The organism is Antiquaquibacter metalliresistens (genome assembly GCF_029211225.1).
GTDB lineage: Bacteria > Actinomycetota > Actinomycetes > Actinomycetales > Microbacteriaceae > Rhodoglobus > Rhodoglobus metalliresistens.
The window spans coordinates 213,797-236,097 of the sequence record NZ_JARGEM010000002.1; the positions used below are offsets into that span (position 1 = coordinate 213,797).

General features: G+C 69.8%; 27 protein-coding genes and 1 tRNA gene. 14 read left to right on the forward strand and 14 right to left on the reverse strand.

All coding sequences use genetic code 11. The features are described 5' to 3' along the window. Positions 1-16 precede the first annotated feature (16 nt). Together PYV02_RS03895 and PYV02_RS03900 are read left to right on the forward strand one after the other, a co-directional pair. Positions 17-160: a hypothetical protein gene (locus PYV02_RS03895; RefSeq protein ID WP_275756380.1), complete on the forward strand. Its 144-nt coding sequence runs from the start codon at positions 17-19 to the stop codon at positions 158-160. Between the two features lie 99 nt (positions 161-259). Next, on the forward strand, positions 260-1,561 hold the full coding sequence (locus tag PYV02_RS03900; RefSeq protein WP_275756382.1) for an HNH endonuclease signature motif containing protein: 1,302 nt from the start codon (positions 260-262) through the stop codon (positions 1,559-1,561). Positions 1,562-1,677: 116 nt separating this feature from the next. On the opposite strand, the gene PYV02_RS03905 is transcribed toward PYV02_RS03900, so the two are convergent. The 3 genes from PYV02_RS03905 to PYV02_RS03915 are packed head-to-tail and all read right to left on the reverse strand — an operon-like array spanning position 1,678 to position 3,113. Continuing rightward, a complete protein-coding gene (locus PYV02_RS03905) occupies positions 1,678-2,418 on the reverse strand; it encodes a phosphoglyceromutase (RefSeq protein WP_275756384.1) in 741 nt (246 codons plus the stop codon). Further along, positions 2,415-2,780: an NAD(P)H-binding protein gene (locus tag PYV02_RS03910; protein ID WP_275756386.1), complete on the reverse strand. Its 366-nt coding sequence runs from the start codon at positions 2,778-2,780 to the stop codon at positions 2,415-2,417. Before PYV02_RS03910 ends, PYV02_RS03905 begins: the two co-directional genes overlap by 4 nt. A gap of 9 nt (positions 2,781-2,789) precedes the next feature. Beyond that, on the reverse strand, positions 2,790-3,113 hold the full coding sequence (locus tag PYV02_RS03915; RefSeq protein ID WP_275756388.1) for a hypothetical protein: 324 nt from the start codon (positions 3,111-3,113) through the stop codon (positions 2,790-2,792). 68 nt (positions 3,114-3,181) lie between these two features. Between PYV02_RS03915 and PYV02_RS03920 the strand changes: the two genes are divergently transcribed. Next, positions 3,182-3,958: a class I SAM-dependent methyltransferase gene (locus PYV02_RS03920; RefSeq protein WP_275756390.1), complete on the forward strand. Its 777-nt coding sequence runs from the start codon at positions 3,182-3,184 to the stop codon at positions 3,956-3,958. 54 nt (positions 3,959-4,012) lie between these two features. Here PYV02_RS03920 and PYV02_RS03925 read toward each other — a convergent pair whose 3' ends face one another. From PYV02_RS03925 to PYV02_RS03940, 4 genes are all read right to left on the reverse strand, one after another. Continuing rightward, entirely contained in the window at positions 4,013-5,125 is a 1,113-nt protein-coding gene (locus PYV02_RS03925; protein ID WP_275756392.1) for an FUSC family protein, read from the reverse strand. Position 5,126: 1 nt separating this feature from the next. Then, positions 5,127-6,155, reverse strand: coding sequence for a CAF17-like 4Fe-4S cluster assembly/insertion protein YgfZ (gene ygfZ, locus PYV02_RS03930; protein ID WP_275756394.1), 1,029 nt, complete (start codon positions 6,153-6,155; stop codon positions 5,127-5,129). After that, positions 6,145-6,741 carry a heme-binding beta-barrel domain-containing protein gene (locus PYV02_RS03935; protein ID WP_275756396.1) on the reverse strand — a complete coding sequence of 199 codons (597 nt, stop codon included), beginning with the start codon at positions 6,739-6,741 and terminating at the stop codon, positions 6,145-6,147. The genes ygfZ and PYV02_RS03935 overlap by 11 nt, the downstream gene beginning before the upstream one ends. Positions 6,742-6,891: 150 nt before the next feature. Next, positions 6,892-7,068, reverse strand: a complete 177-nt coding sequence (locus PYV02_RS03940) for a hypothetical protein (RefSeq protein ID WP_275756398.1) — start codon at positions 7,066-7,068, stop codon at positions 6,892-6,894. Between the two features lie 55 nt (positions 7,069-7,123). Here PYV02_RS03940 and PYV02_RS03945 point away from each other — a divergent pair, with 55 nt between their 5' ends. The 8 genes from PYV02_RS03945 to PYV02_RS03980 all read left to right on the forward strand — a co-directional run bounded on the left by PYV02_RS03945 (position 7,124) and on the right by PYV02_RS03980 (position 15,900). Next, the gene (locus PYV02_RS03945; protein ID WP_275756399.1) at positions 7,124-7,819 is read left to right on the forward strand and encodes a response regulator transcription factor; all 696 of its coding nucleotides are present in this window, start codon (positions 7,124-7,126) and stop codon (positions 7,817-7,819) included. A gap of 84 nt (positions 7,820-7,903) precedes the next feature. Beyond that, the gene (locus PYV02_RS03950) at positions 7,904-10,075 is read left to right on the forward strand and encodes an RNA degradosome polyphosphate kinase (RefSeq protein ID WP_275756401.1); all 2,172 of its coding nucleotides are present in this window, start codon (positions 7,904-7,906) and stop codon (positions 10,073-10,075) included. Continuing rightward, entirely contained in the window at positions 10,072-11,016 is a 945-nt protein-coding gene (locus PYV02_RS03955) for an NUDIX hydrolase (RefSeq protein WP_275756403.1), read from the forward strand. The genes PYV02_RS03950 and PYV02_RS03955 overlap by 4 nt, the downstream gene beginning before the upstream one ends. Positions 11,017-11,150: 134 nt before the next feature. Then, complete coding sequence (locus PYV02_RS03960; protein WP_275756405.1) at positions 11,151-12,242, forward strand: phosphate ABC transporter substrate-binding protein PstS; 1,092 nt, start codon at positions 11,151-11,153, stop codon at positions 12,240-12,242. 130 nt (positions 12,243-12,372) lie between these two features. Further along, a complete protein-coding gene (gene pstC, locus PYV02_RS03965; RefSeq protein WP_275756407.1) occupies positions 12,373-13,314 on the forward strand; it encodes a phosphate ABC transporter permease subunit PstC in 942 nt (313 codons plus the stop codon). Further along, a complete protein-coding gene (pstA, locus tag PYV02_RS03970) occupies positions 13,314-14,399 on the forward strand; it encodes a phosphate ABC transporter permease PstA (protein WP_275756409.1) in 1,086 nt (361 codons plus the stop codon). Before pstC ends, pstA begins: the two co-directional genes overlap by 1 nt. Positions 14,400-14,426: 27 nt before the next feature. Continuing rightward, positions 14,427-15,206 (forward strand): phosphate ABC transporter ATP-binding protein PstB, encoded by a 780-nt coding sequence (pstB, locus tag PYV02_RS03975; RefSeq protein WP_275756411.1) that lies wholly within the window; start codon positions 14,427-14,429, stop codon positions 15,204-15,206. Positions 15,207-15,246: 40 nt separating this feature from the next. Further along, entirely contained in the window at positions 15,247-15,900 is a 654-nt protein-coding gene (locus PYV02_RS03980; RefSeq protein WP_275756413.1) for an arsenate reductase ArsC, read from the forward strand. On the opposite strand, the gene PYV02_RS03985 is transcribed toward PYV02_RS03980, so the two are convergent. The 7 genes from PYV02_RS03985 to PYV02_RS04015 all read right to left on the reverse strand — a co-directional run bounded on the left by PYV02_RS03985 (position 15,897) and on the right by PYV02_RS04015 (position 20,773). Continuing rightward, on the reverse strand, positions 15,897-17,111 hold the full coding sequence (locus PYV02_RS03985) for a Dyp-type peroxidase (RefSeq protein WP_275756415.1): 1,215 nt from the start codon (positions 17,109-17,111) through the stop codon (positions 15,897-15,899). The genes PYV02_RS03980 and PYV02_RS03985 overlap by 4 nt on opposite strands. Continuing rightward, positions 17,112-17,633, reverse strand: coding sequence for a copper chaperone PCu(A)C (locus PYV02_RS03990; RefSeq protein ID WP_275756416.1), 522 nt, complete (start codon positions 17,631-17,633; stop codon positions 17,112-17,114). Between the two features lie 33 nt (positions 17,634-17,666). Continuing rightward, a complete protein-coding gene (locus PYV02_RS03995; protein WP_275756418.1) occupies positions 17,667-18,215 on the reverse strand; it encodes a copper resistance CopC family protein in 549 nt (182 codons plus the stop codon). 73 nt (positions 18,216-18,288) lie between these two features. Continuing rightward, a complete protein-coding gene (locus tag PYV02_RS04000; protein ID WP_275756420.1) occupies positions 18,289-18,864 on the reverse strand; it encodes a hypothetical protein in 576 nt (191 codons plus the stop codon). 26 nt (positions 18,865-18,890) lie between these two features. Continuing rightward, positions 18,891-19,340 (reverse strand): OsmC family protein, encoded by a 450-nt coding sequence (locus tag PYV02_RS04005; RefSeq protein ID WP_275756421.1) that lies wholly within the window; start codon positions 19,338-19,340, stop codon positions 18,891-18,893. Between the two features lie 202 nt (positions 19,341-19,542). Further along, entirely contained in the window at positions 19,543-20,172 is a 630-nt protein-coding gene (locus PYV02_RS04010; RefSeq protein ID WP_275756423.1) for a DNA-directed RNA polymerase subunit beta, read from the reverse strand. A gap of 10 nt (positions 20,173-20,182) precedes the next feature. Continuing rightward, a complete protein-coding gene (locus tag PYV02_RS04015; protein WP_275756425.1) occupies positions 20,183-20,773 on the reverse strand; it encodes a hypothetical protein in 591 nt (196 codons plus the stop codon). A gap of 32 nt (positions 20,774-20,805) precedes the next feature. Between PYV02_RS04015 and PYV02_RS04020 the strand changes: the two genes are divergently transcribed. The 3 genes from PYV02_RS04020 to PYV02_RS04030 all read left to right on the forward strand — a co-directional run bounded on the left by PYV02_RS04020 (position 20,806) and on the right by PYV02_RS04030 (position 22,250). Then, positions 20,806-20,878: transfer RNA gene (locus PYV02_RS04020), tRNA-Lys, on the forward strand. Positions 20,879-21,377: 499 nt separating this feature from the next. Further along, positions 21,378-21,764, forward strand: coding sequence for a hypothetical protein (locus PYV02_RS04025; RefSeq protein ID WP_275756426.1), 387 nt, complete (start codon positions 21,378-21,380; stop codon positions 21,762-21,764). A gap of 48 nt (positions 21,765-21,812) precedes the next feature. Further along, positions 21,813-22,250 carry a hypothetical protein gene (locus tag PYV02_RS04030; RefSeq protein ID WP_275756428.1) on the forward strand — a complete coding sequence of 146 codons (438 nt, stop codon included), beginning with the start codon at positions 21,813-21,815 and terminating at the stop codon, positions 22,248-22,250. Positions 22,251-22,301: the final 51 nt, after the last annotated feature.

Sequence of the window (22,301 nt, forward strand, 5' to 3'; positions counted from 1 at the left end):
GACCGAAGGAGCAACCATGAGCGACCGCGAGACCGAGGAGTGGGGCGCGGGGGTCGACCGTGACACCGGCGCGCGCGTCGGCGATACCGGCACCCCCGACATTGATGAGGAGGACGACCAGGCCGAGGTCGACGACGAGTTGTCGGAGAACGACGGGTAGGCGCCGCCTCCTCTCCTCCACAGCCAGCCCCGCGATGACTTCTCCACGAGTATTGCTCAGACACTAGAACATACGTTCGAACCTTGGGACAATGGTCTCGTGACCATCGCAGCCGTGCTCGAGCTCCCGCCCCTCGCGGCGGCGAGCGACGACGCGCTGCTCGCCACCCAGCGTTCGCTCGCCGAGGTGCGTCGGCAGGTGGATGCCGCGGCCTCCCGCGTGGCCGACGAGATCGCACGGCGCTCCCGCCCCGAGCTCGGGTACGACGGCCTCGCCCAGCGCCTCGGCGCCCGCACCCCGGCACACCTCGTGCAGCGCATCACCGGCACCTCCGTGCGCGAGGCCGGCACCCTCGTGCGCGCCGGTGCGATGCAGACGGATGCCGCACCCAGCTGGCTGCAGCAGGTCGGCCAGGCCGTCGCCGCCGCCCGCATCTCGCTGGATGCCGCCGAGGTCATCCGCTCCGGCCTCGGCACCCCCACCGACGCCATCCCGGCCGCCGAACTCGAGCGCGCCGCCGCGACGCTCCTGGTCGAAGCGCCCACCCTCACCCTCGAGCGGCTCGCCGCCCGCGCGCGCGACCTGCGGGCCGCGCTCGACCTCGGCGCCGTCGCATCCCGCGAGCAGGCGATGCGCGAGCGTCGATACCTGCACCTCACCCCCATGCCCGACGGCATGACCCGCATCAGCGGCCTGCTCGATCCCGAATCCGCCGCGATCGTCACCGCCGCGGTGGATGCCGCCACCTCCCCGCGTCGCGGCGGCCCCCGCTTCGTCGACCCGACCGAACGCGCCCGAGCCGAGACCATCGCCGCGGACCCCCGCAGCACCGAACAACTCGCCCTCGACACCCTCATCGAGCTCACCCGGCTCGGCACCGCCGTCGCCCCGAACGCACTCCTCGGCGCCAAGCGCCCCGCGGTCACCCTCCACGTCACCGCCGACGACCTGCGCACCGGTCGCGGCATCGCCCGATTCGAGGGTCAGTCGGCCCCGATCAGCATCGACACTGCGGCGCGGATGGTGTGCGAGGTCGGCGTGCTCCCCGTGCTGTTCGAGGGCGGCCAGGTCGTCAACCTCGGTCGGGAACAGCGCCTCTACACCCGCCGCCAGACCCTCGCCCTCGCCGCCCGCGACGGGGGATGCACCTTCCCCGAGTGCGAGCGACCACCCAGCTGGACCGAAGCCCACCACATCAACGAATGGCGCCGAGATCGCGGCGGCACTGACATCGCCGACGGTGTGCTGCTGTGCAGGCACCACCACCTGCTCGTGCACAACAACGGCTGGCGGGTCACCCGTGACGGCGCTGACTACGCCTTCGTGCCGCCGCCCGAACTCGATGCCCGGCAGCGACCGATACCGGCACAGCGTCGCGCGCTCGTGGCGCGGGCGAGTTGAGCGTGCAGGCCACCGAGGCCTCGCGGAGCAGCACCAGCGCGGGCCGGCCGGCGGACCGACCGACGAGCGTCAGCACTCTGCACCGCAGCCACCGCGCCCACGCGGGCGCAACGCCCCTACTTCTTCGCGCCCTGCGCCGCCACCGCAGCAGCGCCCGCCGCCGCAGCCTCCGGGTCGAGATAGCGCCCCGGCCCGAGCGGCATGAACGCGTCATCCAACTCGTAGACCAGCGGAATGCCGGTCGGAATGTTCAGCTCCGCGATGTCCGCGTCCGAGATGCCGTCCAGGTGCTTCACGAGCGCGCGCAGCGAGTTGCCGTGCGCGGTCACGAGCGGGGTCTTGCCCGCGGCGAGCGCCGGGGTGATATCCGAGAACCAGTACGGCAGCATCCGGTCGATCACGAGCTTGAGCGACTCGGTGCGCGGCACCTCGACACCCGCGTACCGCGGGTCGCCCACCTGCGACCACTCGGAGTCGTCGTCCAGCGGCGGCGGCGGCACATCGAAACTGCGCCGCCACTCCATGAACTTCTCCGGCCCGAACTTCTCCAGCGTCTCCGCCTTGTCCAGGCCCTGGAGCGCGCCGTAGTGGCGCTCATTGAGCCGCCAGCTGCGCTCCACCGGGATCCACAGCCGGTCCGCCTCCTCCAGCGCGATGTTCGCGGTCTGGATGGCGCGCGTCAGCAGGCTCGTGAACAGGATGTCCGGCGCCAACCCCGACTCCCGGATCAGCTCTCCGGCGCGCTTCGCCTCGGCCGCGCCCTGCTCGGTGAGCCGCACATCCACCCAGCCGGTGAAGAGGTTCTTGAGGTTCCAGTCGGACTGGCCGTGACGCATCAGGATCAGGGTGTGAGTCATGCTCCAAGCGTATCGAGCGCGGCGACCGGGTTCGGCACGAGCGACCAGTCCAGGCCCGAGGCGCGCACCGCGTCATCCAGCTCGCCCGACACCGCGATCAGCCGCCGCACCCCCGCGGTGTGCATGCCCGCGATGAGCGCATCCAGGCTCAACCGTGCCACAGGACTGCCGCCGCGCAGCGCCGAGACCACCACCGTCTCGCCCTCGAGCGCCTCGGCCAGGGATGCCGCGAACTTCACGTCCCCCGTCACCACCCGCACCCCGGCCGGCTGCGGGGCCGCGCGCCGCACCATCACCGTCACCGGCACGCCCCGCGCGAGCGCCGCCGCCACCAGCTGCGGGGCCGCACCGATCACGAGCATGGGCTGCCGCTACTCGATCACCGTCAGCGCGATGAACAGCACCACCCCGAGGGCCACCGCCGCCATCGCGAGCATGAGCGCGGCGAGCAGACCCAGCCGCAGGCGCTGGCGACCCACCCACGCGCGCACCACCAGCATCCCCGCATAGAGCAGTGCGACGATCGCCGCCGCCCAGTAGCCGAGGGGATGCAGCGACCCCATCGCCACGAGCAGCGCGAACGCGATCGCGGCGAACAGCCCGCCCACCACCAGCCAGATCGTGCCGTTCGAGGTGGTCAGCGAGGGCTGGTTGCGGATCCACGTGGGGTCGGGCTCGCGGCCGGAGTCGGTCATGCCTCGACGCTACGCCGGTTCGGGCGCGCGGTGGGGTCGGGGCCGACCGGTTCGGGCGAGAATTGACCATGCCCATCGGCCAGATCACGCGCGGCACCACCGGCACCAACCGCCTGCGCCGCATCGACCGCTGGATCGCCCAGTTGCCGGCGCTGCGCCGCGCGGCGCGACCGCTCGTCGTCGACCTCGGGTATGGGGCATCCGCGACCACCACCCTCGAACTGCACCAGCGACTCGCCAAGGTGCGCCCCGAAGTCGCCGTGCTCGGCCTGGAGATCGCGCCCGAGCGGGTCGCCGCCGCGAAGCCGTTCGAGCGGCCCGGGGTGACCTTCGCGCTCGGCGGCTTCGAGGTGCCGGGCGAGTCGGCGACCGTCATCCGGGCGCTCAACGTGCTGCGGCAGTACGACGAGTCCGAGGTGCTCGACGCCTGGCGTCGCATGGTCGCACGCCTGCAGCCGGGCGGCGTGCTCGTCGAGGGCACCTGCAACGAAGTGGGCCGCGTCGCCAGCTGGGTGGATGTCACGGCCGACGGCCCGCAGACCCTCACGGTCTCGCTGCGCCTGACGGACCTCGAGTCGCCCTCGGTGGTCGCGGAGCGCCTACCGAAGGTGCTGATCCACCGCAACATCCCCGGCGAACCGGTGCACGACTACCTCGCCGACCTCGACCGCTGGTGGCGCGTGCACGCCCCGCTCGGCGTCTACGGCGCTTCGCAGCGCTGGGTCGCGGTCGCCCAGTCGATGCGGGATGCCGGCTGGCCCGTCGTCGGCACCAAGTCGCGTTGGCGACTCGGTGAACTCACGGTCGCGTGGCAGGCGGTGGCCGCGAACGGGTTCGCGTGGTGAGCGCGGCCCCAGATGAGCCACAGCGCGGGTTAGCGCGGTGAACCGCCGCGCGGCCTAGACCGGCGGCAGCAGGCTCCGCGCGTCATCGATCGGCATGCCCGCGCCGACGAGCAGGTCGACGACGAACGGTCGCAGCATCAGCAGCAGCGCGGAATCCCGCAGGTGCGCGTCGGGCAGCACCTCCGCGGGGTCGAGTCGGCGCGCGACATCCGTCAGCAACGAGCGCGCGGCGCCCGAGAGCTGCGGGTCGTCGAGCTCCTCGTCGAGCAGACGGATGCCGGTGCGCAGCTGCCCGAGCAGTTCCGCCAGCGCCGGTCGCGGCTCGCCATCGCGCACGAGGAACTCCACCCTGCGCGCGACGACCCGCAGGTGACGGGTGGCGAGGTCGGCGGCCGCGAGCACCCGCTGCTCCTTCACCAGCAGCGGTAACCGCGAACGCAGGAACGGGGAGATGCGGGCGATGGCGACGGCGCTGTCGAGACTCCCCTTCCAGGCATCCACGACCGGCTGGGTGCGGCGCATCCGCTCGAGGGCGAGCTCGCCGGTGGCGGTGTCGGCGTGCAGGAGCGCGTCGAGCACGGTGGCGAGTCCCTCGTCGATCAGGGCGAACAGTCGGCGGCGCTCCCGGGCCGCAGCCCGGGCCGGGTCGCGCGGGATCAGGGCGGTGGCGAGCAGGGCGATGGCACCGCCGATCGCGGCGTCGAACGTGCGGCCGAACGGACCGCCGTCCGGCACCGGCAGGATGAGCACGAGCGCCGACGGCACCGCCGCCGCGACCGCGAAGGCGGGGTTCGGCGAGACCGCGCGGCCGATCACGAACACCACGAGCAGCACGACCACGAGCTGCCACAGCCCCTTGCCGAGCACGAGCGAGAGCCCATCGCTGAGCGCAACGCCGAGCAGGATGCCGATCACCGTCTCCGCGACGCGCTGGGGCCTGGCATCCCGAGCGAAGCCGAGCGCGTTGATCGTCACCGTGATCGCGAGGATCGGATAGGCGTGCCCGAGCCCCCAGTGCGCGATCGAGTACGAGGCCGTAACCGCGGCGACGATCTGCAGGATCGCCGGCAGCGACTCCCACACCCGTTGGCTCGCCATGCGCACGTCGAGCCGACGTCGCACCTGGCGTTCCAGCCGGCGCAGCGCGTTCGAGTCCGGATGGCTCATATCACCGGGTGACGGCACCGAGCCGCGGCAGTCGGGGCACGTTGGCCTCGGCCCCGGCGGAGGGCGGCACGATGACCTCCTGCGCCGCCGCGATGTCCCCGTGTTCGGCGGAGTGCACCACGAGCGTCGCCGTCGGGTCGACGTTGCGCTTGATCACCGCGAGCGCGATCGGTCCGAGCTCCCAGTGGTGCGCGGCGGACGTGATGCGACCGACCTCGCGCGGGGCGGGGGTCTCGGCGGGCTCGACCACGGCGGACTGGACCGCGTCAGGCTCGACCACGGCCTGTTCGACCACCGGGTCGCCGGGGTTCGGCAGCACGCCGTCGAGGTGCAGCAGCACGAGCCGACGCGGCGGATGCCCCAGGTTGTGCACCTTCGCAACCGTCTCCTGCCCGCGGTAGCAGCCCTTGTTCAGGTGCACCGCGGAGCGCAGCCAGTCCAGCTCGTGCGGAATCGTGCGCTCGTCGCCCTCGGTCGCAAGCCTCGGACGCCACGCCGCGATGCGCAGCGCCTCGAGCGCGGCGAGGGATGCCACGGGCCGATCCGGCAGGCTCGTGACGAGCACCTCGCGGTAGTCCCACTCCCCCGGCTGCCCGGTCGCGTAGCTGTGCCCGCCGACGACGATCTCCGGCCACGGGTCGCGCCAGGTGACCACGCCGTCGAGCTCGCCGAAGGTGCCGACGGTGATGAAGTCGGCCGAGCGGTCGGCGACCTCCACGCGCAGCATGAAGCGCATCCGGTCGAGCCAGGCGGCGAGCGCGGGTGCCTCGTCGACGAGCAGCCAGGTGGTCTCCCCGTCGTCGACCACGCGCATGGCGTGCTCGACGCGACCGCTCGGATCCAGCAGCAGGGTCTCGGCGGACTGGCCGGGCTGGAGGTTCTTCAGCGACTGGGAGGTGAGCGAGTCCAGCCAGCTCAACCGGTCCGGGCCGGTGATGGTGACGACGCCGCGACCGGGCAGCGGCACGATCGCCTCGCCCGCGAGCAACTCGCGCTGCTCGAGGAAGGGGTTGCCGGCGCTACTCGACACGTGCCAACCTCCCGCTCGCGTGGGTTCGCAGTTCCTGCCCGAGCGCGGCGATGTCCCACGCCCACAGCAGATGCGCGTCGACCAGGCCGTAGAGGCGAGTGGCGGCGCTGTACTCCTTGGCGCCGGCGGTGCGCAGCACGGCATCCGTCGCCAGGTCGATGCGGGGGCCCGCGGCGCGACCGATGTAGAACTCGGTGACCCCGCCCGGATGCACGATCGACGCCTCGATCTCGAAGTCGCCGCCCGGGGTGCGCAGCGCCTCGACCTCCTCTGCCGTCGTGTAGGGCCGAGGCCCTTCGCCCGGCAGCATTCCCGGACCGGGGTCGCCCGGCAGCAGTGGGCGATGCAGGCGCCAGTACCCGGTCTCGGTGACGTAGGGGGTGTGCGCCTCGTCGAGCAGCCAGGTGTACGAGGTGTAGTTCAGGTGCGGCAGACCGTCGTGCGTGAAGCTGATGCGCTGACCGAACTCGAGGCCCCGGGACTCATCGCCGACCTTGTAGTCGACCACGCCGGATCCCTCCCACAGGCCGATCAGCCAGGAGATGGGGGCGAGCTCTGCCGGAACGCTCGCGTCGAGTTCGATCACGGCGCCGACCGCGCCTAGCTCTGACCCTTGAAGAGGTTGAGCACGACGACGACCGACACGAACCCGATGGCGAGGGTCGCGAGCCCCAGAAGGCCGACGAAGAAGAGTTCGAGCGCGAGCAGCATGCTTCGATCCTATCCGATGGGGGCCCTAGCCGATGAGGACGAGGACACCGGTTGCGATGGCGAGCACGACGACCGTCGAACTCATGATGATCGTCGAGCGGGTCACGAAACCGTGGATGCGACCCATGAGGATCTGCACGACGAAGGTGAGGATCACGACGACGGCGAGTGCGACGCCGAGGCCGGTGTACATCCACTCCATACACCCGATCATATGGCTGCGCCTAGACTGTCCCCACACACGTTGGAGGCCCCGCTTGGCGCAGCTGTTGATCCTGACCTCTGCGGTCGACAGTGAAGTCCTGCCCGCACTCGGCCTGCTCAGCCACACGACGAAGCAGATTCCGGCATCCCCCGCCTCGTTGATCTCCGCGCCGACCTGCGATCTGATCTTCGTGGATGCCCGCCAAGACCTCGCGAGCGCGAAGTCGCTGTGCAAGATCCTGAACACCACGGGCGTCACGGTGCCGCTGATCCTGATCCTCACGGAGGGCGGCCTGACCGCGGTCTCGGCGGACTGGGGCGTCGACGATGTGATCCTGGTCAGCGCCGGTCCCGCCGAGGCGGATGCCCGCATCCGCCTCGCTCTCGGACGCCAGGCGCAAGACAACTCCAGCTCCAAGATCCAGGCCTCGGGCGTGGTGATCGACGAGGCCTCGTACAGCGCGAAGGTGCACGGTCGCCCGCTCGACCTCACGTTCAAGGAGTTCGAGCTGCTGCGCTTCCTCGCCACCCACCCCTCCCGGGTCTTCACCCGCGAGCAGCTGCTGAGCGAGGTGTGGGGCTACGACTACTTCGGCGGCACCCGCACGGTCGACGTGCACGTGCGGCGGCTGCGCGCCAAGCTCGGCGACCTCGAGTCGCTCATCGGCACGGTGCGCAACGTCGGCTACCGCTTCAACGTCTACGACGACGACGCCACCGAACGCCTGACGCCCGCCGCGAACTCCTGAGGTCGCGCGTCGCGCCGACCCCCGGGCGGGCGCCCGCGTCCACAGTTCACCCCGCGTTTACACGCGTACTGACAGGATTGTCCGATGGACGGCAATCTCGTTGAACCCGGCGCAGCGACCGACTCACTCGATGAGGTCGACTTCGAGGAGTCGTCGAGCGTCGACGACGGAACGTTGCCGCCCGACCGCTACCTCGACCGCGAGCTGAGCTGGCTGGCGTTCAACCAGCGCGTGCTCGAGCTGGCCGAGGATCCGGGGCTCCCGCTGCTGGAGCGCGCGAACTTCCTGGCGATCTTCGCGAGCAACCTCGACGAGTTCTTCATGGTGCGCGTCGCCGGCCTCAAGCGCCGCATCGCCACCGGTCTCGCGGTGCCCACGAACATCGGCACGCCGCCGGCGCAGGTGCTCGCGGATGTCGCGGCCCGCGCCCACGAGCTGCAGGAACGACACGCCCGCGCCTTCCGCGACAGCGTGAAGCCCGACCTGGACGCGGCCGGCATCCACATCGAGGGTTGGGCCGACCTCAACCAGGCGGACCGCGAGCGCATCGACGAGATCTTCTCCAGTCAGATCTTCCCGGTGCTCATGCCGCTCGCGGTGGACCCGGCGCATCCGTTCCCGTACATCTCGGGGCTCTCGCTCAACCTGTCGATCCGGGTGCGCAATCCGAAGACCGGGCGCGAGGAGTTCGCGCGCCTGAAGGTGCCGTCGGTGCTGCCGCGGTTCGTCGAACTGCCGGATGACGCGAGCGGTCAGGTGCGCTACATCCCGCTCGAGGATCTCATCTCCAACCACCTGGACGAGCTGTTCCCGGGCATGGAGATCATCGCCCACCACGAGTTCCGCGTCACCCGCAACGAGGACGTCGAGGTCGACGAAGACGAGTCAGAGAACCTGATCAAGGCCCTCGAGAAGCAGCTGCTGAACCGCAGGTTCGGTCCCCCGATCCGGCTCGAGATCACCGACGACATGGATGAGGTGACCCTCGGTCTGCTCATGAGCGAGCTGCGCATCACCGAGCAGGAGGTCTACCGCCTGCCGGCGCCGCTCGACCTCGGCGGGCTGTTCCAGCTCACCCGCATCGACCGCCCGGCGCTCAAGTACCCGCGCCACGTGCCGGTGACCGCCGTGCAGCTGCTGCCGAGCGAACCGAACGCCGAGCCCGACATCTTCGCCTCGATCTCGCGCGGCGACGTGCTGCTGCACCACCCCTACGAGTCGTTCTCCACCAGCGTGCAGGCCTTTCTCGAGCAGGCGGCCGCGGACCCCGACGTGCTCGCGATCAAGCAGACCCTGTATCGCACCTCGGGCGACAGCCCGATCGTCGAGGCGCTCATCGACGCGGCCGAGGCGGGCAAGGCGGTGCTCGCGCTCGTGGAGATCAAGGCTCGATTCGACGAGTCGGCGAACATCGCCTGGGCGCGCAAGCTCGAGAAGGCCGGAGTGCACGTCGTCTACGGCATCGTCGGCCTCAAGACGCACTCGAAACTGGCCCTGGTGGTGCGCCAGGAGGGCGGGGTGCTGCGCCACTACAGCCACATCGGCACCGGCAACTACAACCCCAAGACCAGCCGCATCTACGAAGACCTGGGGCTGCTGACCGCGAGCGACACCGTCGGCAAAGACCTCACCCGCCTGTTCAACGAGCTCTCCGGCTATGCCATCGAGAAGAAGTTCAAGCGCCTGCTGGTGGCTCCGCTGCACCTGCGCAAGGGGCTGCTGAAGCGCATCGAGATCGAGACCGAGAACGCGCGCCAGGGACTGCCCTCGGGCATCCGGCTCAAGCTCAACTCGATCGTGGACGAGGCGATCATCGATGGGCTGTACCGCGCGTCCAACGCCGGGGTGCCCGTCGACCTGGTCGTGCGCGGGATCTGCGGCGTCAAGCCCGGGGTGCCGGGGCTCAGCGAGAACGTGCGGGTGCGCAGCATCCTGGGCCGCTACCTCGAGCACGCCCGCATCTTCTGGTTCCACAACAACGGCGAGCCGCAGGTGTACATCGGCAGCGCGGACATGATGCACCGCAACCTGGATCGCCGGGTCGAGGCCCTGGTGCGCATCACGAGTGCGGATCACCTGCGCGAGCTCGACGACCTGTTCGAGCTGGCGCTGTCGGATTCGACGAGCTCGTGGTGGCTCGACGGCGACGGGCAGTGGACGCGCCATCACCTCGACGCGCACGGCGCACCCCTCGAAGACATGCAGAATGTCCTCATGAGGCAGATCTCGGCAAGGAAGCGCGGCGGCACCCGGTGACCGGACCGCAGCCGCCCGTGCTGGCGGCCGGTGCCGTCTGCTGGCGCATGGTCGACGGCACGGCCCGCGTCCTGCTCGTGCACCGCGAGGGCCACGCGGACGTGTCGCTGCCCAAGGGCAAGGTCGACCCCGGTGAGACGCTGCCGCAGACGGCGGTGCGCGAGATCCTCGAGGAGACGGGGCTCGCGATCACCCTGGGCGCCCCGCTCGGCACGGTGGAGTACTCCCTGCCGAGCGGTCGCGACAAGGTGGTCTACTACTGGTCGGCCGAGGTGAGCGAGCACGCGTTGCAGCTGGCGAAGTTCCAGGCGAACGACGAGATCGCCGCCCTCGAGTGGCTGCCGCTCGAGAAGGCCCGCAAGAAACTGACCTACGAGCACGACCGGGATGTCATCGACCGGTTCGCGAAGCGCCTCAAGAAGAACCGCGCCCGCACCTTCGCCATCGTCGCGGTGCGGCACGGCAAGGCGGTGGCGCCGAGCAGCTGGGACGGCCCCGATGCGACGCGACCGCTCATGCACCGCGGTTCGGATCAGGCCGCCGCGATCGCGGGCGGCATCGCGGCCTACAGCCCCGAGCGCATCATCTCGAGCACCGCGGCACGCTGCCTGGCCACGGTCGCCCCGCTCGCCGCCGCCACGGGCCTGCCGGTGAAGGCGACCCCGGCGATCAGCCAGGACGCCTACGAGGGCGGCACCGATGGCGTGCACGAGATCGTCGCCAAGCGGTTGAAGAAGCGCACGAGCGTCGTGCTGTGCAGCCACGGACCCGTGCTGCCCCAGATCATCGGCGAGCTCGCCGCCCAGACCGGCACCGAACCGGACGAGGCGCTGCGCCGCGCCGCCGCGCTCGACACCGGCGACTTCACGATCGTGCATGTGGCACGGCGCGGCATGCGAAAGCACGGCATCGTGGCGGTGGAGACGCACTCCCCCGCTTGACTCGCCGGGTGTTGCCCTGTCGTTTACCTTCCGTTCACCAACGGGGACGAGCGTGGTCACTCTCCGTGCATACGTTGTGCTCGGGTCATCACGGCCCGACCAAGAAAACACAACACATCCCCGAAGGGAACACAGTGAACTTCAAGCGCCTTGGCACCATCGGTGCCATTGCTATTGCAGGCACCATCCTCCTCGCGTCCTGCGCGGCGAACGAGGGCGGCGAGACGGCCGCTCCGAGCGACCTCTCCGGCACGATCGACGGCGCCGGCGCGTCGTCGCAGGGTTCGGCCCAGGAGGCCTGGATCGCGGCCTTCCAGACCGCCAACCCCGATGTCACGATCAACTACGACCCCTCGGGCTCCGGCGCCGGGCGTGAGGCGTTCATCGCCGGCGGCGTGAGCTTCGCCGGCACCGACTCCGCGCTCAAGCAGGAGGAGATCGACGGTGGTTTCGCGGGCTGCACGCCCGACACCGACTACCTGCAGGTTCCGGCCTACATCTCCCCGATCGCCGTGATCTTCAACGTCGAGGGTGTTGACGAGCTCAACCTCGACTCGGCGACCCTCGCCAAGATCTTCAAGGGCGAGATCACCAGCTGGGATGACCCGGCCATCGCCGCGCTCAACGAGGGCACCACGTTCCCGTCCGCGCCGATCACCGCCGTGCACCGTTCGGACGACTCGGGTACCACGAAGAACTTCGCGGACTACCTGTTCAAGACCGCTCCCGACGTGTGGGACGCCGAGCCGGCCGACCCGTTCCCCTACGCGACCGGTGAGGCCGCTCAGGGCACCTCGGGCGTCGTCGACGCGGTCACCAACGGCACCAACACGATCGGCTACGCCGACGCGTCGAAGGCCGGTGACCTCGGCACCGCCGCGATCCTCGTCGGTGACGAGTTCGTGAACTACACGCCGGAGGCCGCTGCCGCCGTCGTCGCCGAGTCGCCCGCCGGTGACACCAACAACGGCACCACCGACCTTGCGATCAAGCTCGACCGCAAGACCACCGACCCGAGCCACTACCCGCTCGTGCTCGTGAGCTACATCATCACCTGCACGGACTTCGTGGACGCCGAGGTCGCGCCGCTCGTCAAGGCCTACGTCGGCTACATCACCAGCGAAGCGGGCCAGGCTGAGGCCGCCGCTTCCGCCGGTGCCGCGCCGCTGTCGGCCGACCTGTCGGCCAAGGTCGCGACCGCGCTCGAGGCGATCGTCGTCAAGTAGTACCCCGCAGTGACTGTCGGGCTGCGGTCGGCGCGCTCATTGCTCGCCGGCTCGCAGCCCGACAGACTGTGATCACCCTTTCAACTTCATCACCCGATCCCCGCCCATCGAGCCCAGCAGGAAGACAGGAATGACGGCCGCAACCTCGTCGCCCAGGGCCAAGCTCCGCCCCGCCGACCGCATCTTCTCCGGATCCACGATCGTCGCCGGCAGCCTCATCCTCGCCGCGCTCGCCGCCGTCGCGGTGTTCCTGGTGGCACAGAGCATCCCGGCCCTGGTCGCCGATCCGGCCGACCTCAAGGGTTCGCCCTCGAGCTTCTGGGCCTACGTCGGCCCGCTCGCCTTCGGTTCCGTGTGGGCGGCGTTCCTCGCCCTCATCATGGCGCTGCCGGTCTCGTTCGGCATCGCGCTGTTCATCTCCCACTACGCGCCGCGCCGGGTCGCCCAGGGTCTCGGCTATGTCGTCGACCTGCTCGCCGCGGTGCCCTCCGTGGTCTTCGGCCTCTGGGGCATCAAGGTGCTGGCCCCGGCGGTGCTGCCGCTCTACGACTGGCTGGTCACCAACCTCGGCTTCATCCCGTTCTTCACCCCGCCGGTCACCGGCACCGGCCGCTCGATCCTCACGGTCGCCATCGTGCTCGCGGTGATGATCCTGCCGATCATCACCGCCGTCACCCGCGAGGTGTTCCTGCAGACCCCGCGCCTGCACGAGGAGGCGGCACTGGCCCTCGGCGCCACGCGCTGGGAGATGATCCAGATGGCGGTCATCCCGTTCGGCCGCCCCGGCATGATCTCGGCCTCGATGCTGGGCCTTGGCCGCGCGCTCGGTGAAACCATGGTCGTCGCGATGGTGCTCTCCCCGTCGCCGGGACTCATCACCTGGATCCTCACCGGCTCGCAGAACTCCTCGACCATCGCGGGCAACATCGCCCTCAACTTCCCGGAAGCGCACGGTGTGGACGTCAACGCGCTCATCGCGACCGGCCTGATCCTGTTCGGCATCACGCTCGTGATCAACTCGATCGCGCGCTTCGTGATCAACCGCCGCAAGGCCTTCTCCGGGGCGAACTGATGACCACGACGACCAACACCCCCAAGGGGATCGTGAACTCCCTCACCACGGCACGCCTGCCCAAGTGGGCTCCGTGGGCGGTGCTCGGCACGAGCTGGCTCGTGATGATCATCGTGTTCGCCCTGATGTCCGCCGCCAACGGCCAGGAACTGAACATCGTCGCGGCGATCGTGCTCGGCACGATCCTGTTCGACGTGGCGATCTTCGTGCTGGCCTACCTCGTCGAGGGCGTGCGCCAGGCCAAGAACCGCCTGGTCACCTCACTCGTCGCGACGGCGTTCATCGTGGCCCTGTTGCCGCTGATCTCGCTCGTCTACACGGTGCTCATCAACGGCCTGGCCCGATTCGACCTGCAGTTCTTCACCAGCTCCATGCGCAACGTGGTCGGGGAGGGCGGCGGCGCCCTGCACGCGATCATCGGCACCCTGCTCATCACCGGCATGGCCACGCTGATCTCCGTGCCGGTCGGCCTGCTCGCCGCGATCTACCTCGTGGAGTACGGTCGTGGCCCGCTCGCCAAGGCGATCACGTTCTTCGTTGACGTGATGACGGGCATCCCCTCGATCGTCGCGGGTCTGTTCGCGTTCGCGTTCTTCGCGCTGATCCTCGACGACCCCGGCATCCGGTTCGGATTCGGTGGTTCGGTGGCGCTCTCGCTGCTGATGATCCCGGTCGTGGTGCGTTCGAGCGAGGAGATGCTCAAGCTCGTGCCGAACGAGCTGCGGGAGGCCTCGTACGCGCTGGGCGTGCCGAAGTGGCTCACGATCCTGAAGATCGTCATCCCCACCTCGATCGCCGGCATCACCACCGGTGTCACCCTCGCGATCGCCCGCGTGATCGGCGAGACGGCGCCGCTGCTGATCATCTCCGGCTTCACCGCGAGCATGAACTACGACCTCTTCAAAGACCGCATGGCGTCGCTGCCGGTGTTCGTGTACACCCAGTACGCCAACCCGGGCAGCGACGTGCAGCCCTACCTCGACCGCGCCTGGGCCGGAGCGCTCACCCTCATCCTCATCGTGATGGTGCTCAACCTCATCGCCCGACTGGTCGCTCGCATCTTCTCCCCCAAGCTCGGCCGCTGAGCCGCAGGACGACAAGACAGGAAACCCGTGTCCAAGCGCATCGAAGTCAATGACCTCAACGTCTACTACGGCAAGTTCAAGGCCGTGGAGGATGTCTCGCTGAAGATCGAACCCCGCACCGTCACCGCCTTCATCGGCCCGTCCGGTTGCGGCAAGTCGACGTTCCTGCGCACGCTCAACCGCATGCACGAGGTGATCCCCGGAGCCTGGGTCGAGGGCGAGGTGCTCATCGACGGCAACAACCTCTACGGTCCGGGCGTCGACCCCGTGCTCGTGCGCCGCCAGGTGGGCATGGTCTTCCAGCGCCCCAACCCGTTCCCGACGATGTCGATCCGCGACAACGTGCTGGCCGGCGTCAAGCTCAACAACACGCGCATGTCGAAGTCGGACCAGGATGCGCTCGTCGAGGAGTCCCTGCAGGGCGCGAACCTGTGGAACGAGGTCAAGGACCGCCTGCACCTGCCCGGCTCCGGCCTCTCCGGCGGACAGCAGCAGCGTCTGTGCATCGCGCGTGCGATCGCGGTCGCTCCCGAGGTCATCCTGATGGACGAACCGTGCTCGGCGCTCGACCCGATCTCGACGCTCGCGATCGAGGACCTCATCGAGGAGCTCAAGCAGGAGTACACGATCGTGATCGTGACCCACAACATGCAGCAGGCCTCGCGGGTGTCGGACAAGACGGCGTTCTTCAACATCGCCGGCACGGGCAAGCCCGGCAAGCTCATCGAGTACGACGACACGAACACGATCTTCTCGAAGCCGAGCGTGCAGGCCACCGAGGACTACGTCTCCGGCAAGTTCGGATGATCCACTGTCAAAAGCATAGATATCCATCTATGCTTTTGACATGATCGATGTCAGTGCACGAAAGCCTCTCCCGGGTCTCGCCTTTCCCGAGGAGTACCTGAAGCGCCTCGCCGCCGAGCTCAGCGCGAACTTCACGGGCGTCTTCGCGCCCGAGACCGTCGAGCGCTACGTGCTCGAGTCCTACGCCTCCCTGCTGCGCACCTCCACCGTCAAGGCGCACGTCGCGGCGCGCACAATCCGCTTCGCCGGCGACCGCCTGACCGCGCTCGCGCAGGCCAAGGGCGCGATCGCCTCGCCCGTGCCCGAGGTGCTCTTCGTCTGCGAGCACAACGCCGGACGCTCGCAGATGGCCGCCGCCCTGCTGAACAGCGTCGCAGGCGGACGGGTGCACGTACGTTCCGCGGGCTCGGCGCCGCGGTCGGACATCGACCCCAGCGTGGTCGCCTCGATGACCGAGATCGGCCTGGACCTCGCCGAGGAGTTCCCGAAGCCGCTCACCGACGACGTCGTGCAGGCCGCGGACGTGGTGATCACCATGGGCTGCGGGGATGCCTGCCCCATCTACCCGGGCAAGACCTACCTCGACTGGGAGCTGCCCGACCCCTCCGGGCGCACCGTGGAGGAGGTTCGCGTCATCCGCGACGAAATCGCCCAGAAGGTGACCGACCTGCTCGCCGACCTCGATCGGGGCTAGAGAAGCGTCTCGCCGATGTAACCCCCCTCCGCGCAGCCGGGCGGGATGGCGAACACGGCAGAGCCGACCGGCGTCGTCCAGGTGTTGAGCAGGTCGAGCTCGTCGAGGCGGCGCTGGATGGGCACGAACTGGCGGGTGATATCCGCCTGGAACGAGGCGAACAGCAACCCAGAGTCGGAGATGCCCTCCGCGCCGCCGACCGGCTCGTCGTAGTTGTACCCACGTCGGTAGATGCGCTCGGGCCCCTTCGCCCGTCGCAGGTGCGCATAGGCGGGGATGACGGGGAAGCCGAGCGCGGTCGTCGCCTCGAGATCCGGAGCGTCGCGCTCGAGCGTGCCGGTCAGCGGCGCGCCCGTGTCCATGCGGCGACCGATCGAGGCCTCGCGTGCGGTGCGGTCGACGCGATCCCAGCCCTCGAGATCCATGGCGATGCGGCGCAGCACGAGCCCGGTGCCCCCGCGCAGCCAGTCGGGCGCTCCGCTGGACCACACGGTCTCCTCGAACTCGGCGGTGCCCGGCTGCGGGTTGGCGGTGCCGTCCACCTGACCGAAGAGGTTGCGCATCGTAGTGCCGGTGGCTTCCGAGTCCGCGGCGCGACGGAAGCCGCGCTGGCTCCAGCGCACGCTGGCGAAGCCGCGCGCATCCTTCAGCAGCATGCGGGTAGCGTGCGCCACCGTCACCGGGTCGTCGGCGGCGAGCTGCAGCAGCAGGTCTCCGCCGCTGAAGGCCTCCTGCAGTCGGTCCACGGCGAATGCCGGCAAGGGGCCGAGCCAGTCCGGTGCCGCGCCACCGGCCCGCGCGACGAGCTCCGCGCCGAAGCCGAAGGTCACCGTGAGCCTGCGCGGGATGCGCGCGAGCTCCGGCTCGGTGTCGGCGAGCGCCGGGCGCCCCTGGCTCAGGCGGGCGGCATCGTCGGTGAGCACGCGCATCAGCCGACCGAGGGCGATGGCATCCGTCTGCGGACGCAGGTCGAGCGCGAGGAACACGGCGTGCGCCTGCGGTGGGGTGTCGATGCCTGCCTGATGCTCGCCGTAGAACGGCACGATCGCGGGTGCGGGGTCGGGCGCGGGCTGCGGTCGGCCGGCGAGCTCGGCGGCGAGCCCGAGGCCCACCGCGCCAGCCGCACCGGCGCCCGCCGCGGCGGCACCCCCGAGCAGGAGGTGCCGCCGCGTCAGTCCGCGACCCGGTTGGCTTCTCGGGTCGTCAGGCATCTAGTCGTTCATCTCCATCGAGTCGTCGTAGTTCTCGTTGGCACCGGTGAAATCCTTCGCCGGTGCGGTGAACTCGAGGGTCGAGCCATCCGCGAACTCGAGGGTGATCGTGATCTCGTCGCCCGCGACGATCGGCTCGGTCACGCCCATGAACATGATGTGGTTGCCGCCGGGCATGAGCTCGAGGCTCTCCCCGGGCGCGATGACGAAGCCGCCGTCCTTCTGGCGCATGGTCATCGTGCCGGTGCCGTCGTCGACCGTCTCGTGCAGTTCGATCATCGGGGATGCCGCGGAGCTCGCCGCGACGATCGTCACCTCGGCGTCGCCGCTGTTCTCGACGAGCCCGAATGCCGCAGTCATGCCGGACTCGACGGCCTTGACCCAGGCATCGGTGATCGTCACCGACTCGGCCTGGGTCGCCACCGGCGCGTCGGCGACTGGCGCGGTGGGCGCGCAGCCGACCAGGGCGAGGGCCGCGATCGCGAGGGCCGCGAGGGCAGGGGTCGTTCGTGTGTGCTTCATGCTGTCTTCCTTCAGTGCTTGCTGTGCCGGCACTCAGACGCGCCGGCGAGATCGCACCGCGACGACGATGGCGAAGATCGCCACGCCGACCACGGCGCCGGTGAGGCCGATCCAGAGCAGCGCCGGGATGGCCCAGGGCTGCTCGTTCGATCGGCCGGTGTCCGTGTCATCCGCGGCACCCGGTGGGGTGATCGCGCCGGTCGATGCTCCGACCGCGAAGTCGAAGAAACCGGAGATCGGATGCCCGTCTGCCGAGACCACCTGCCAGCGCACCTGGTAGCTGCCGTCGGGCATGCCGGCCTCGAGCGGCTGCACGAGTTCGGCGCCCTCGACGATCGGCTCGCCCGCGCTCCAGTCGCGCTCGCTGCCGTCGACGACGAACACGATCACCCCCATCTGCATGAGCTCGGCCGTGAACCGCATCGTGACCTGCCCCGGGGCTTCGGCCAGCACCTGCCCCTCGGCGGGATCGGTGGAGATGACCTGATCGTGTGCGGATGCCGCCGCCGGCACCGCGAGTGCGGCACCGAGGGCGAGCGTGACGGCCGCGATCGCGGCGAGCGTGCGGGAGCGTGCGGACATGATGATGCGCCTTCCGGGCGGTCTTCGGACACGGGAGCGAACCCGGTCACGTGTCAGACGCGCACCGGGCGGTTCAGGCGGGCAGCAGCACGGGTGGTCCCCGCCGGGAGACCGAGGCCGCGAGGACGCGCAGGCGGGTCGGGGTGACCTCGCGCTGCGGCAGGGCTGCGGGCCTGGTGTCCGCGAGCGGGATCGGCGCGTGGGTGCGCAGTCGGGACAGGCCCGCCTTCGCGAGCGCCACGATCCCCCAGAACGCGGCCTCGCCGGAGCGCAGCGCCGCGATCGTGATGATGGCGGCGACCAGGTGGGCGAGGAACATCGGCTGTGCGCCGTGCTCGACCACCTCGGTCGGCACGAAAGCCACGGCGCCGTGGTGGCCGGACGTCGTGACGCCACCGGGGCCGGCACTGAGCGCGAACAGCGTGTGGAAGACGGCCTGGGCGCCCGCGACCGAGATCGTCAGGCGCACCAGCGAGAGGGTGCGGCCGGCCAGCGGCACGCACAGGATGCCGGCGAACGCGAGCGAGACCGCCACCGCGAGCCAGTCCGGGGCGTGTCCGCCGCCGGCGACGTGTGCGAAGGCGGCGACGAAGACCGCGAACCCGGCCGTGACCCAGCCGCGGACGAATCTCGCCCACCTCGTGGTCATCGGGTCTCCCTGGTCGCGTGCGATTCCTACGATACCCCCGCGGGTAGGGGCGGTCCGTCGACCGCGCGAACCGTCCCGTGCACGTCGCACGCCGCGGCGAGGGTGTTGGTGATCGTGCCGAACTCCCGCAGGTTGCGGTGCAGCAGCTCCACGCGACGCTCGCTCTCGGGGGTGACCAGCCGCAGGTCGTATTCGAGCTCCACGAACCGCGGCGGGGTGTTCTGCCGCCGACCGGTGACGGTGACCTCCGCCGACTCGTACTCGAACGGCATCATGGCGCGGGCGCGCTCGAGGCCCTTGAGCAGGCAGGCCGCGAGCGCGGAGAGCAGCAGATCCGCCGGTCCCGGCAGGCCCGACGGCAGCTCGGCGCCCCAGAGCACGTCCAAGGGGATCTCGGTGGCCGCCGCGGCGATCGAGGCGTCGTGCCCCGGAGCGCTGCGGGCGTGCACCGTGTAGGTCGTGGGCGGAGTGGTCATGGGCCCATCCTCGCCGCACAGGGGTCGCGCTGGCAGGGGCGTTGGTCCCGCCCCGCAAGAGTGATGCCGGGCCGCAGAACGCCTCTCGGCGCAAGGCCGCTCGAAGCGGCTATTAGTGGAGCCCGGGGTTACTGCGGCCCGGCTGGACTATTTTAGCCACGGTCGGCACACCTCTGGGCCGGCCTGCGCTGAGCGCGAACACTCAGTCCAGGCTGCCCGACCGGTAGAGGCGCGCGCAGGCGGTGAACTCGTCCGCGGTGAGGGCCAGGCGGTCGGCGCGGGTGGTCAGTTCGGTGGCGCGGTCGGGATGCAGCGGGTCCGCGTCATCCGCGAGGCTCGACGCCCCCGAGCTCAGGATGCGGCTGAACGCGGCCGCGCGATCGAGGGCCACGCCGAAGTCGCCGCGGAACAGTCCGCGCAGGATCTGGTCGGCGAGCTCGGTGATCTCCTCGGGACCGGCGGGCTCCGGCGCCCCCGCCACGGCGGCGTCGATGGTGCGCAGGGTGTCGATGCCGCGCTGGAAGAGCAGGCTCGTGCCGGCGGCATCCTGCCGGATCACCAGCCGCAGCAGGTAGATGCGCCACAGCGCACCCGGCAGGCTGCGCGGGCTCGAGCGCGCCCACAGCTCGGCGATCGCGTCGATGCCGTTGGCGTCGGTGAAGGCGACGATGCGTTCCAGCACGGCCGGATCGTCGGTCTGCCGCGCCCGGTCTACGAGCGCGTGCGCGGTGTCGTGGGCGACGCGCAGCACGGCGGCGGGATCTTCGCCGCCCTGCACGCCGTCGAACCAGTCGCCGGAGTACTGCGTGGGTTTGTGGAAGTCGTCGGCCATCGCCTCAAGCCTAACCAGCCGCGGCGACGGCGAGCCCGGCCGCCCAGCCGGGAGCCCGGCCGCCCTGGGGCGGTGTGAGCGCGGCGGGAATGCCCGCCTGCACCAGCAGCCACGAGACGAGCGAGTTGGAGTTCCACATGTCGCCGACCGGCCGCACCGTGCTCCCCCACACCAGGATCGGCACGCGCGGCACCGCATCCAGCAGGCGGCGGGATGCCTCGGTCTCGCCGCTCAGCGTCAGCGGCCCGCCCACGGCCCACGCCCGGTCGGGGATCACCCCGTCGCGCCAGCGCCGCACCTCGTACCGGAAGAACCGGGACCGGCCCAGCCACCGCATCCCCACCGGCCCGCTCGCGACCACCCCGCGCTCGGCCGCCGGCACGCCCCACGCGGGCGCCATCTCGATCACATAGCGCTCGCCATCGGCGACCACTTCGAGCGCCGCATGGAACAGCCGCGCGGGCCGTCGCCGCTGCACCGCCGCCTGCGCGAGCTCCCACCACCGGCTGGTGTGCTTGACCACATGCCCACCCGCACCCACCGGCAGCCACAGCAACGTCACACTCGACGCCCCGGATGCCACGCTCTCCACGTCAGACACCGTACCCGCCGCGCCGCTACCCTTGACGTGTAGGGCCTGTAGCTCAGTTGGCAGAGCATCGGACTTTTAATCCGCGGGTCGTGGGTTCGAGCCCCACCGGGCCCACATTGGTGGGATGCCCCACCGGGGCAGCGCACCAATGTGCGAGCGAAGTAGAAGAACTACACCGGGGTCCCCATCGCGCCGGTTCCGACGAACCGCGCAGCGGTTTGGCGGCCGTGCCGATGGGGCGTCGAGCCCCACCGGGCCCACGATGGACGGCTTCAACTGCACATCGGGTGACCGGCCATTGCTCAGCCCACTCGGTGGCGGTGATTCGCGACTCACTCGCGAAAGCGCACTCGCCCCGAGACTTCGCGACATCGCTGTTCGTCAGGAGCAGCTCGGCCTCGCGCTTGTTGGCACCCAGTCGCGTTTGAACAAAAGATATCGCGGCGCTGACGCAGGCTGGCTTGTCCCAATCGACTTCCCTGAAACCGCCTGAGCTGACGATTCACCGGTCGCGGCACTGCCATCCTGGTCTACCCGGGACCCGCCGCGTGTCGATCGACCTGATCACTGCTCAGGCGCAAGAGAGTCCGCCGGCACCGGTACCATGCCCGACATGGTCGCGTCATATGTCGTCCTCGTTGTTCTCGGCTTTCTGCTGCCCACGTTGGCCCTCGGAATCTTTGTTGTCCATGCCATCACCACTCGCAGGCAAATACGCAAGGACATCGCAGAACTCGTGGTCCTCGGCGAGCACCTCGCCGAGGCACGCGCGACGGGGCCACAGTGGGCGGTCGACGAAATTAACGAGAAGGTCGCGACTGTGATGTCACGACATGGAGTTGACGAATTACTCAGCGTCAACCTCGTGGCTTTTCCGCTCGCGATCCTCAGGGCCGCCGACAGGTCCACGATCGCTGACGGTTGGCGGGAGCTTGCGCTTGTCGCCGCCGGCTTGCTCTGCCAGGCAATAGCAGCGTTGATCGGCATCGGTTTCATGTAGCCGCATGACGATCCCGCGACAAACCCGGTCGGCCGCTACGCTCACTGTGTGAACGACATGATCACCACATGGGCAGACACGGGACCCGCATGGCTCGGCGCCGTCGGCGGCATTCTCGGCGCCTTCGCGAGCGTCGTTGCAGTCCGTGTGGCTTGGCGCGCCGAACAGGAGCACGTCTCCTGGCTGAAGGTGACGACGAAGACGAATTCCAGGGGAATGCCGACCGGCTACGAGATCGTCAACGGCGCGAAGAAGACGGAAGCAATCGTCGAGTCGATCGCTGACGTGACCGGCGACCAGATCGATGCGCTTGACACCTTCACCGAACTGCCACTCACAATCGCCCCAGGCCTATCCTTCCCTGTCGCGATCAGTCGGTCCCTGGCCAACAGTTACCCGACCGTCGTTGAACTCACTTGGCGAGAACGCACCGTCAACAGCCACCGTGTGAAACGCAGGGCGCGAACCGTTCGTTTGTACATGTAACTACAGGCGCGCGACAGATGCCAAGGTCCCGATCCAGTGGCCGCGCTTGCC

Excerpts from the sequence above, each read along its gene's own strand:
- PYV02_RS03995 (WP_275756418.1), bottom strand. The coding sequence starts at position 18,215 with ATGTCCGCACGCTCCCGCACGCTCGCCGCGATCGCGGCCGTCACGCTC.
- PYV02_RS04010 (WP_275756423.1), bottom strand. The coding sequence starts at position 20,172 with ATGGCCGACGACTTCCACAAACCCACGCAGTACTCCGGCGACTGGTTC.
- PYV02_RS03920 (WP_275756390.1), top strand. The coding sequence starts at position 3,182 with ATGCCCATCGGCCAGATCACGCGCGGCACCACCGGCACCAACCGCCTG.
- PYV02_RS03910 (WP_275756386.1), bottom strand. The coding sequence starts at position 2,780 with ATGCTCGTGATCGGTGCGGCCCCGCAGCTGGTGGCGGCGGCGCTCGCG.
- PYV02_RS04025 (WP_275756426.1), top strand. The coding sequence starts at position 21,378 with ATGGTCGCGTCATATGTCGTCCTCGTTGTTCTCGGCTTTCTGCTGCCC.
- PYV02_RS03950 (WP_275756401.1), top strand. The coding sequence starts at position 7,904 with ATGGACGGCAATCTCGTTGAACCCGGCGCAGCGACCGACTCACTCGAT.
- PYV02_RS03915 (WP_275756388.1), bottom strand. The coding sequence starts at position 3,113 with ATGACCGACTCCGGCCGCGAGCCCGACCCCACGTGGATCCGCAACCAG.
- pstA (WP_275756409.1), top strand. The coding sequence starts at position 13,314 with ATGACCACGACGACCAACACCCCCAAGGGGATCGTGAACTCCCTCACC.
- PYV02_RS03980 (WP_275756413.1), top strand. The coding sequence starts at position 15,247 with ATGATCGATGTCAGTGCACGAAAGCCTCTCCCGGGTCTCGCCTTTCCC.
- PYV02_RS03940 (WP_275756398.1), bottom strand. The coding sequence starts at position 7,068 with ATGGAGTGGATGTACACCGGCCTCGGCGTCGCACTCGCCGTCGTCGTG.
- PYV02_RS03925 (WP_275756392.1), bottom strand. The coding sequence starts at position 5,125 with ATGAGCCATCCGGACTCGAACGCGCTGCGCCGGCTGGAACGCCAGGTG.
- PYV02_RS03905 (WP_275756384.1), bottom strand. The coding sequence starts at position 2,418 with ATGACTCACACCCTGATCCTGATGCGTCACGGCCAGTCCGACTGGAAC.
- pstC (WP_275756407.1), top strand. The coding sequence starts at position 12,373 with ATGACGGCCGCAACCTCGTCGCCCAGGGCCAAGCTCCGCCCCGCCGAC.
- PYV02_RS03990 (WP_275756416.1), bottom strand. The coding sequence starts at position 17,633 with ATGAAGCACACACGAACGACCCCTGCCCTCGCGGCCCTCGCGATCGCG.
- PYV02_RS04005 (WP_275756421.1), bottom strand. The coding sequence starts at position 19,340 with ATGACCACTCCGCCCACGACCTACACGGTGCACGCCCGCAGCGCTCCG.
- PYV02_RS03985 (WP_275756415.1), bottom strand. The coding sequence starts at position 17,111 with ATGCCTGACGACCCGAGAAGCCAACCGGGTCGCGGACTGACGCGGCGG.
- PYV02_RS03895 (WP_275756380.1), top strand. The coding sequence starts at position 17 with ATGAGCGACCGCGAGACCGAGGAGTGGGGCGCGGGGGTCGACCGTGAC.
- PYV02_RS04000 (WP_275756420.1), bottom strand. The coding sequence starts at position 18,864 with ATGACCACGAGGTGGGCGAGATTCGTCCGCGGCTGGGTCACGGCCGGG.